At 64.1% G+C, this 9,798-nt stretch carries 8 protein-coding genes; 6 read left to right on the top strand and 2 right to left on the bottom strand.

The features are described 5' to 3' along the window. Positions 1 to 2: 2 nt before the first annotated feature. A complete protein-coding gene (locus RSW2DRAFT_RS14350) occupies positions 3 to 890 on the bottom strand; it encodes a PIG-L deacetylase family protein (protein WP_008032188.1) in 888 nt (295 codons plus the stop codon). Positions 891 to 1,202: 312 nt separating this feature from the next. Here RSW2DRAFT_RS14350 and RSW2DRAFT_RS14345 point away from each other — a divergent pair, with 312 nt between their 5' ends. Genes RSW2DRAFT_RS14345 through RSW2DRAFT_RS14320 form a run of 6 tightly spaced genes read left to right on the top strand, consistent with a single transcriptional unit; the run spans position 1,203 to position 8,307 of the window. After that, positions 1,203 to 3,077 carry an SDR family NAD(P)-dependent oxidoreductase gene (locus RSW2DRAFT_RS14345; protein WP_008032186.1) on the top strand — a complete coding sequence of 625 codons (1,875 nt, stop codon included), beginning with the start codon at positions 1,203 to 1,205 and terminating at the stop codon, positions 3,075 to 3,077. Between the two features lie 53 nt (positions 3,078 to 3,130). Then, entirely contained in the window at positions 3,131 to 3,829 is a 699-nt protein-coding gene (locus RSW2DRAFT_RS14340; RefSeq protein ID WP_008032184.1) for a sugar transferase, read from the top strand. Then, positions 3,826 to 4,923 (top strand): GNAT family N-acetyltransferase, encoded by a 1,098-nt coding sequence (locus RSW2DRAFT_RS14335; protein WP_008032182.1) that lies wholly within the window; start codon positions 3,826 to 3,828, stop codon positions 4,921 to 4,923. The genes RSW2DRAFT_RS14340 and RSW2DRAFT_RS14335 overlap by 4 nt, the downstream gene beginning before the upstream one ends. After that, the gene (locus RSW2DRAFT_RS14330) at positions 4,920 to 6,071 is read left to right on the top strand and encodes a GNAT family N-acetyltransferase (RefSeq protein ID WP_008032180.1); all 1,152 of its coding nucleotides are present in this window, start codon (positions 4,920 to 4,922) and stop codon (positions 6,069 to 6,071) included. The genes RSW2DRAFT_RS14335 and RSW2DRAFT_RS14330 overlap by 4 nt, the downstream gene beginning before the upstream one ends. Further along, positions 6,068 to 7,261, top strand: coding sequence for a GNAT family N-acetyltransferase (locus RSW2DRAFT_RS14325; RefSeq protein WP_008032178.1), 1,194 nt, complete (start codon positions 6,068 to 6,070; stop codon positions 7,259 to 7,261). The genes RSW2DRAFT_RS14330 and RSW2DRAFT_RS14325 overlap by 4 nt, the downstream gene beginning before the upstream one ends. Then, on the top strand, positions 7,258 to 8,307 hold the full coding sequence (locus tag RSW2DRAFT_RS14320) for a GNAT family N-acetyltransferase (protein WP_008032177.1): 1,050 nt from the start codon (positions 7,258 to 7,260) through the stop codon (positions 8,305 to 8,307). Before RSW2DRAFT_RS14325 ends, RSW2DRAFT_RS14320 begins: the two co-directional genes overlap by 4 nt. Positions 8,308 to 8,569: 262 nt before the next feature. Here the strand turns inward: RSW2DRAFT_RS14320 and RSW2DRAFT_RS14315 are convergent, their stop codons facing one another. Continuing rightward, on the bottom strand, positions 8,570 to 9,541 hold the full coding sequence (locus RSW2DRAFT_RS14315; protein ID WP_008032175.1) for a UDP-glucuronic acid decarboxylase family protein: 972 nt from the start codon (positions 9,539 to 9,541) through the stop codon (positions 8,570 to 8,572). Between the last annotated feature and the right edge of the window lie 257 nt (positions 9,542 to 9,798).

The following is a 9,798-nucleotide window of genomic DNA, read 5'->3' as shown; positions in this document are numbered from 1 at the left end:
GCCTACACCCTCAGCCGGGCGCAAAGCTTGCCCAGGTCGGCCAGCGTGCAGGCATGGAAAGCTTCGGCCTGTGCCCCGGACGCAAGCCCGGCCGTGATCGCGCGATAGGCGGCAAGTCCGCGTGATGCCGCAAGGTAATCGGTGGAAACCACCTGGCTTTCGTGCGCCGCAATGGCCCGCGCCTTCACGGCTGCAACGGTCGAGATATCAAGCACGACGGTCGCCGGACAGGGCGACCAGACCTCGTAGCACAGCACTGGCAGGCCCGGGTCCAGCGCGGCAATGTCCGCAGCAGTTGCCGCGATGCGCGCGGCCGCTGCGTGGTCGGGGTGCCTGTCGGCGGGGAAAGGCACCACAAGCAGGTCCGGCGGGCAGAGCTGCCATTGCGCGGCAAGACCCTGGCTGATGCGGCGCGCATCGCGCCAAAGCGCGCCATCGGTGCCATCAAGCCAGCGCCCCTTCGCGCCAAGCAGGCCAAGGGCGGTTTCAGCCTCGCTTTGTCTTTGCCGTGCGGTCGAGCGGGCGATGCGATTGCGCTCCTCGGCCGATAGACTGTGGTCCCGCAGAACCGGGTTGCCTGCGGCCCCGTCGGTCAGAAACACCACCTCTGCCTGCCGCCCGGCGGCGTGCCATAGCGCGATCAGCCCACCCGCGCCGATACTTTCATCATCCGGATGCGGTGCAATGACGACGAGTCGTCGGCCCGCGGGCAATTCGGTCAGCCGTTCCACGGGCGCGAAATTTTCGTAGATACCGGGGGTGATCGCCAACGGGTGACGGATCCATTGCGGTCGCAGATAACGTACGATCACGTCCCGAAAACGACCGCGCAAGCTGGCGACGGCTCCAGTCAACACACCAGACTGCTGTCGGATTTCCCGCGCTTTCATCATGGCTCCAAATACAATTCCGAGAATCGAGGGACCCACATAACGCCTAAAACGACGCGCCCCATTGGCACCAGAAAACCACCAACTACGGAAATAACTATACCGAATCGGTGCCATTTGGTAAAGATAAACCAATATTTGCGATGTTCCCTTTTCGTCCTGAAGCCACCTTTCATCTCCTTGCGGGGTTTCTCCGTCATGCGAATGGATTTGCCTTTCACCCGTAGGCTGCGCACATTTGCAGCGAAGGCGACCCTTGCCTTGCGTCGGACGCGCGCTCATTTTGCCGAGCCTGACGGGATCGAGCGTTTGATGGCGTCGCTGCCTGCGGTCGCGGGCGAAGCAGGCTTGCAGGACCGCGTGGTGATGATCACCGGTGCCGGGCAGGGCGTCGGCCGGGTGTTGGCCCTGGCCTTTGCCGAGCGCGGCGCGAAGGTTTGCCTGATCGGTCGGCAGGCCGAAACCCTGAATGGCGTGCTGACCGAGGTGGCGCGTCAGGGCGGTCGTGCCTGCGCCTTGGCGGGCGATATTTCCAACCCCGGGCAGGTGGCGCGCCTGCTGGATGGCGCTGTGGCCGCTTTTGGACCCGTCGATATCCTGATCAACAATGCCGGCGTCGGTGGTCCTTGGGCAATGCCGTTCTGGCAGGCCCCGGTGGAAGAAGTGGCCCAGACCTTCGACATCAATCTGACCGGCAGTTTCCGCATGGCCCATGCTGTCGCGGCACGGGCTGTGGCCGAAGGGCGGGCCGCCCGGATCGTCAATGTCAGTTCCATCGCCACCGATGCGCCGATGGCCGGTATCACCGCCTACACAACGTCGAAATCTGCGGTCGAGGCCTTGACGCGGGCGATGGCTGCGGATGGCGCGGCGCACCGGATCGTGGCGACGGCGGTGGCGCTGAACTCGGTGCAGACCGAACGCAAGGCCGCGCATGACTGGGCGTCGAACGCGCTGCTGCCGCCGCCGGAAACTGTGGTGCCGGCGTTTTTGCATGCCGCAACCGCCCCGCCCGACGAGGTGCAGGGCCGCACCATTGCCAGTTGGCGCTTTGCCGTCGCCCCTTTTGCAGAGTCGCTGCTGGCCAGCCACGCCGCGTTGCAAAAGCCGATCGCCTACCCGCCTTTCCTGCACAAGGGCTGCGAAGTCGCGCGCGATCCACTGCAGTTCTCGATCAACGACCGGGCGGAAAACCCCTGGGGGCCGTCGCCACATGTGGCCGAGGCCGTGGCCGCCGAGATGCGCCGGCTGCCGTTGTCGTATTATCCCGAAGAACGGCACGACCGGCTGCTCGCGGCGATTTCAAGCCATTTTGATCTGCCCGCCGATGGCTTTGCGCTTGGCCCCGGCTCGTGGGAGGTGTTGGCGCGGCTGGTGCGGCTGTTTGTGAAGCCCGGCGAAGAGATCGTCTCTAATGCGCCGGGATGGTTCGGCTTCAACCTGGTGGCGCAGCGCGCGGGGGTGCGGCTGTCGATGGCACCGTTCCACGTGGCGGCAGCCGGCAGCGGATCGCACCACAATCTGGCGCAGATCGCGGCCCGAATAACGCCGATGACGCGGATGGTCTATCTGATCCATCCCGCCAATCCCGAGGGCGTTGCACTGGGTCAGGCCGAGATGGAGGAATTTCTGGCCCTGATACCGGCCCATCTGCCGGTGGTGGTGGACGAAGCCTATATCGAATACGCCGATGCCCCCAACCTGTTCGACACGCTGGCCGAGGTGCGCAAAGGCCAGCGTCTTGTCATCGGTTTACGCACGTTTTCAAAGTTTTACGCGTTGGCTGGCGCGCGGGTCGGGTTTGCTTATGCCCGACCCGATCTGGCCGAACTGATCCGGGGTGCCGAGAATATCTTCGGTATCTCCTCGATGTCCGAAGCTGCGGCGGTGGCGGCGCTGACGGACCGGGATCACGCGGCGCAGGTGCATGCGGCCTTTGTTTCGCAGCGCCGCCGCGTGACCCAAGCACTGCAGGAGATGGGTCTTGCCCCTCTGCCTTCGCAAGCCCCTTTTATTCTGGCACGGCGCCCGGCGGCGATCGGATCGGTCTATGACCGTCTGGAAGCCGAAGGTATCTATCTCGCCCGTTATGCATTTCACGACAACGAATACATGATGGTTCCAGTGGCCAAGCCAGAGGTCACGGACCGGATTCTGACCGTTCTTGGTGCCGCAGCGCGCTCATAGTAACGCCGGGCCGCCTGCCGATTTCTGAATCTGCATTCACATGGAGGCCGTTTATGACCACCACTGTAAGGGCATTGCAACTGGCAGACACGACTGGAAAGGCCGAACCGGCCTTGCCGCCACTGGTCTTGCCAGACCCGACCACCAGTTTCTGCTGGAAGGTCAAGCGCGGATCCGAATGGCTCATGGCGGCGACATTGCTGACGCTGTTGTCGGTGCCGCTTCTCGCCATCGCCTTGCTGATCCGGCTGGAAAGCCCTGGACCCGTGCTGTTTTGCCAGCCACGCTTCGGTCGTGACAACCGACCCTTCAAGGTGCTGAAGTTCCGCACGATGCGAACCGATCGTTGCGATCTGTCGGGGGGGATGCAGACGGCGCATCGCGATCCGCGGATTACCCGGGTCGGGATGATCTTGCGAAAAAGCTCCTTGGATGAATTACCACAGCTTGTCAATGTTTTACGGGGTGATATGGCGCTGATTGGCCCGCGGGCCCACCCCTGCGGAATGAGGGTGGAAGGTGTGCTGTGCGAACATCTGGACCCGCACTATCACCATCGTCACCGGATTCCGCCGGGCGTGACCGGCTGGGCGCAGGTCAATGGCTCGCGCGGGCCGGTGGACACGTCACACCAGCTTCGCCAACGGGTGCAACTGGACCTCGATTACATCCGCAACTGGTCGTTGGGCCGCGATGTCGCGATCCTGTTGCGGACGGTGGTGGTCTGCCTCAGGGCCACGGGGGCACGATGACTCTTGCCCAAAGCCAAACGTCAGGCACGGCCGAGCTTGTGGCGCGACTGGAGCCGCAGTTTCCGGCGGCGGGCGTCTGGGCAGATCTTTTGCCTCGGCGCCCCGGTGCCACGGTGTTTGCCGGGCCGCTGGTTCAGGCTGCCCATGTGAAAGCTTTTGCGCCATCGACGCCGGTGCGGTCCCTGGTGCTGCGGCAAGGCGGGGCGCTGGCGTCGATATGGCCGCTGTGGCAGCGGCGGTTGGCAATCGGCGGGCTGACGGTGCGGGAACTGGGCTTTGCCCGCGATGCGCACAGCCTGCGCAACAACCTGCTGCTGCCGGGAGATGCGGCAGGGCAAAGCCTGGCTTGTCTGTTGCGCGCCTGCCGCGACCTGCGGGGCTGGGATACGCTGGCCTTTGACAATCTGCCCGAGATGGCGGTGCCGTTGCTGCCCGAGGCCGCCGCCGCCTGCGGTATTCCCTGCGATCCGCCGCGACCCGGACGGCTGCTGCTTTGGGCGGATATGACCGACGGCCAAGAAGCCTACCTTGCCAGCCGTTCCGGTCAGTTCCGCCGTCAACTGCGCAAACGGCAACGCGAGTTCGCGCTGTTGGGGCGGTCGGCAATCCGCGTCCTGCACGGCGATGAGATCACGGCAGCCCTGCCGGAATGGAAGGCGCTTGCCGCCAGAAGCTGGCAAGGCGAGAATCCAGAGGCCGCCGGTCTGACGGCACTGGACTGGGCGTTTCATCAGGCTCTGGTGCAGAATGGTCGGCTTTGGTTGCTGGAACTGGACGCACGTCCCGTGGCCTGTTTGCGGATGCTGGAGGATCACGACACCGCCTATGTGCACACCATGCACTTTGACCCGGCTTTGGCTGACCACGCGCCTGGCGTGGTGCTGTTTGCCGCCATGATGGAAGATGCGGCACAACGCGGGCTGCGGCGGGTGGATTTCAACGGCAACACGCCGTTCTTCGCGCGGTGGGCCACGGGTGCGACGGCGCATCAGAACTGGCGGCTTTACCGCCCTGGTCTGGCTGGTCAGGCGATACGTCTTGCGCGGGCCGGGGTTGCGCGCCTGCGGCAGGGCGCTGCGGGGAAGGCAGAATGACACCTGAACCCATGCCCGCCCATCTGCGGCCGATGGGCAGCTTGCCGCAACCGCTGGGGTGGCCTCGCACGCCGCTGCAAGGCAGCCCGGTCTTTCTGGACCTGTGGCATGGCTTTTTTGGCAAAGGGCTGCGCCGCCGGGTGATCGAGACGCAGGGGCCCGATGCGGCACGGCTTGATCTGGTGTCAGATCTGGCGCGGCGCAGGCTGGCGCTTGGCACCCGGTTTCAGTTCTGCCCGGCGGATTTGCCGCTGGTTGCCAACCCCGAGCGTCGCCTGATCCCCTTGCGCCAGCTTTCCTGCCCGATGTCGCTGGAGGCGGGCAATCTGCGCGGCAACCTGCAAATGGCGGCCGGCGCTGATCCGCAGCGGGCCATTGCCGGTCTGGCCGAAGCTTTGGCCCAGAACGGCGGCTGGGATTATCTGGCCCTGCCGGTGCCCCGATCCGAAACCGCACGGTGGCGCGCGGCGGCGGGTGATCGGGGTATGCCGATGATCCTGCGGCCCACCGGGCGGACGTTCCATGCCTGTATCGGCGCGCAGGCCAACTGGGAGCGCCTGCGGTCGGCTTGCAGCCACAACGAACGCAAGAACGAACGCCGCGCTTTGCGGCGGGCAGCAGAGGCCGACCTGCGCCTGACTGTCCACGAAGGCGATGCAGCCGTGGCCGCCCTGCCGTTGCTGCGCTGGTTGGCAGACCGTTCCACCAAGGCGCTGCGCCCATCGGATGCGCCGGTGCAAGTGCCCTACTCGGCGCGTCAGGAGGCATTTTTACGCAGCGCCATCCAGCTACCCGGATATTCAGGCGTTCTGATTGCCGCCGAAAATGCCGCAGGCTTGCTGGCAGCAACGCTGTGGCTAAAACGCGGCAACGAGATTTTAGGACTGATCACATTTCATATCGAAGCCGCACGCCCCCTGTCGCCGGGGCTGCTGCTGATGCGCGAGTCCTTCCTTTGGGCCGAGGCGAAAGGCGTTGAACGGCTGGATTTCAATGCCACCGACCCGCTTTACCGCGCTTATTCCGATGTGACCGAGGCCTGGTTCGACCTGCTGCTGTTTCCGACCGGCATATCGGGCAGAATGTTGCATCGGCTGGCGTGTGCGCGCGATCCGGGAATCGGGCTGTCAGCGGCGAGTGCGCCATGAACCCGGCCCCAAACCCCGAAACTGACACGGTGTTTGGTCCGTTGCAGACCGAATGGATCGGGCATGCTGGATGGCCGGCCATCCTTGAAGACTGGCAGGCCTTGGCAGACCAGGACCCGCGCGGCGGGTTCTTTGCCGGACCGGCCTTTGCAACGGCCTATGCCGCGGTCTTTGCCGGGCGCGCCGCTTGCGAGGTGCTGGTGATGCGCGACAGCGGCAAACTGGTGGGAATTGTGCCTATGATGGTCACCCGCGTGGCTCGCGGCAGGCGGCTGGAGGTGCGGCACGATTATCTGGCGGGCGACCTGCGATTGCTGGCGACGCCCGGGTTGCGACCGCTGCGGCTGCGGCAGATCAGCCCGCTTCTGGGGCTGGAGGCCAGCCTTCTGGCGTCGCGGATGCTGGCTGTTTCGGGGGCAGAGGCACGGGTCTGGGCGGCAATCCCTGCTGCATTACAGTCGCATCCTGGTTGGGATCTGGCGGTCTTTCCGGTGGCTGAGGCGGCCGTTGACGCCTTGCAGGCCGGGGCGCGGGCCGCCGGTCTGGACGCGCGTTTCACCCGGCTTGATCGACCGATACAGGCCCTGCAGCCGGTGATCGCGGCTGACGCATTGATCGGATCGCAGAACAAGAAATTCCGCCAGAACATGCGCCGCGCCGAACGATTTGCCGCCGAGGCCGGAATCACGGTCAGCCTGGTGATGGATGCGCCCGCGCGTGCCGCCCTGCCGGCTTTTGCAGACCTGGCAGGGCGGAGCTGGAAAGCAAGCCCGGCCAGCGACCGGGCGATCGGGCAAGCTGTCGTGGTGCCTTATGACGGACCACAGCGCGCAATGGCAGAAAGTCTGGCTGTGGCAACGGGGCTGCGTCCGGTGCTTGCAATCGCCAGCGGAAGTGATGGGGCGATGCGGGCGGCGTGTCTGGCATTCGCCACGGCGCAATCGCTGACAACCTTTGTCCTGGTTCAGGATACCGACGCCGGGCGGGAAAGCCTTGGTCATCTGGTGTTGCATGGGTTGATCAATCACGCCCATGCCGCGGGTCTGACCCGGCTTGACTATAATGCCAACTCCAGCTGGTTGGCCGCCTATGCGAACGGCTGCGACATGGTGCAAGACCTGACCCTGTTCGCCCCAAACCTCAGGGGGCGCGGGCTTTCGCTGCTGGCCCGGGCCATGGGGGGCAGGTGATCCAAAGTTCGCCCGTCTCGGTTCTTTCCTTGAATACGGCGCTTGCGCAGCCGCTGCCCGCGGCCCTGAACGGCCCGGTCAGCGATGCACGCTGGCTGGGCCTGTGGGCGGCGGCGTTCTGTGCGGCCGAACCTGTCGCACTGGTTTCAAGGGGCACATTCCTGCCGCTGTGCCGCGAAATGCGTGGGCCGATGGCCGGTGCACAAGTGCTGCGCGGCATGACCAACGGGCAATCGCAATACACGCCCGCTGCTCTTGATCCGACCGCAACCGACCGTGCCGCGCAGGACATCCTGAAAGCGCTCAAGCGCATGGCGGGGTGGGATTTCCTGCATCTGCAAGGCCTTCCCGAATCTGTGGCGGCAGCACTGGAACAGGCAGCGCTTGCGCTTGGCTTGCGGCCAGTCACCGAACACGTCTTTGCCAATCTGGAAACCGATCTTGCGGCCATTCGTGCCGGAACGCGGACCTATCCGCTGCGGGGCGAGACCCGGCGGCGCAAGGACCGGCAGTTGCGGGCCCTGCAACGGGAAGGCGAAGTCAGCTTCGTGCGCGCGACAGAAGGGCAACTGCCAGAGGCAATGCGCGCCTATCTTGCGGCCGAACAACGCAGCTGGAAGGCGAGGGCGGGCGAAGTTCTGGCAGATGGCGGTGCGCTGGAACAGTTTTATCACGGGCTGGCGCAACTGCCCGGTGTGGAAATCTGGCTGTTGCGCTTGCAGGAAGAGGTTATTGCCGGGGTGATCCTGCGCCGCGGTGGCGGGACATTGGTCGCGCTGAAATGCCTGTATGACCAGCGGTTCCACAAATTCTCGCCAGCCATCCTGTTGCTGCATCGGGTGCTGCAATACGCGCTGGGCGATCCGGACCTTGCACGCATCGACTGGTATTCCGACAAGGACTCTTACCGGATATTCAGCACCGACGCCTGTGCCCGCCGCGATCTGGTGATCTGGAGCGATGGGATGCGCCCGACTTTTCTGCGCCATTCGCGGCAAATGCTGCAGTGGATCAGGGCGGCAAGTCGGGCGGGGAAAGCGACGTGAGAGCATCGCGGCTTGCACCTGCCGGCCTTGCACTGTCACCCGTCGGGTCGGGCATCACTTCCAGGGCAAAGCGATGACCGACCACGCAGCAAGCACGCGGTTCGGCAGCCGCGTTTGCGATCATGGTGAGGATGCGGGCGGCCGCCCGGATGCACCGCGCGGCCTGAGTTCGTTTTTCCGTCGCACGACTTGCAAGTTCCGGCTTAGGGCTGTTTTCGCCTGCCGGGCGATAGAGCCAGGAACGACATTCGCTTGACGCGCCTCATACGGCAATCGGCAAGTGGAGTTCCTGCGCGGCCAGGGCGGCAGAAAAATACGCGGCCGTTCGCGTCAACCCGTCCTCAAGTGCCACCTGCGGCTGCCAGCCCAGAGTTTCCTGTGCCAGCGTGATGTCCGGTCGCCGCCGGGTCGGGTCATCCTGCGGCAGGTCGTGAAAGTCGATGATGGCATCCCGCCCGACAATGCGGATGATCTTCTGCGCCAGTTCGCGCATGGTGAATTCTGCCGGATTGCCAAGGTTCACCGGCTGCGGCAGTTCGCCCGGATGCATCATCAGGCGCACAAGTCCTTCGGCAAGATCGGTGGCAAAGCAGAAACAGCGGGTCTGCAGGCCGTCGCCGTAGATCGTTATCGGCTGTCCCCGCAGGGCTTGCACGATGAAATTGGACACCACCCGACCATCGTCCTCGGCCATGCGCGGCCCATAGGTGTTGAAGATTCGCGCCACACGGATATCGACGCCATACATCCGGTGATAGTCGTGAAACAGCGTTTCGGCTGCGCGTTTGCCCTCGTCATAGCAGGCACGCGGGCCAAAGCAGTTGACGTTGCCCAGATAGTCCTCGCGTTGCGGATGGCAAAGCGGATTGCCATAGATTTCGCTGGTCGATGCCAGCAGGATACGCGCGCCGTGGCGCCGTGCCAGGTCCAGTGCATTGATGGCCCCCAGAACGCAGGTCCGCATCGTGCGTACGGGATCCGCTTGATAATGGCGCGGGCTGGCCGGGCAGGCGAGGTGGTAAATGCAGTCGATCTGCCCAAGCCAATCCAGCGGGCGTTCCACGTCGCCGCTGACAAGACGAAAACGTGGATGCCCCAGCAAATGGGCGATATTTTCGTGGCAGCCCGTGTGGAAATTATCGAGACAAACCACAGACGCGCCACGCGAGATCAGAGCATCGCAGAGGAAAGAGCCGACGAATCCAGCCCCTCCGGTAACAAGAATTCTATTCATGGCAAAAATTCCTTGTGCAGCATTTTGGGCTACCCGAAGGGAAAATCGTCCATGCCTTGGAAAAACCTGCCACTGCTGCGCAATCGCGCAACGCCTTTTATTGATTGAATTTTTTCGATTCTCTCGCAGGCTATCATGCCCAAATTAACTATGAAAAGCTACGCAAATCAAATGACGTATGCAATATTGATGTTTTCGGGGCGGGCGAAGCAGGCAACGCGCGTTGTAGAGGGTCGTCAGTGCCCCGGACTGCCGGT

The sequence above is a fragment of the Rhodobacter ferrooxidans genome (assembly GCF_000176015.1).
Taxonomy (GTDB): domain Bacteria; phylum Pseudomonadota; class Alphaproteobacteria; order Rhodobacterales; family Rhodobacteraceae; genus Pseudorhodobacter_B; species Pseudorhodobacter_B ferrooxidans.
This window is presented reverse-complemented; position numbering and strand designations above follow the sequence as displayed.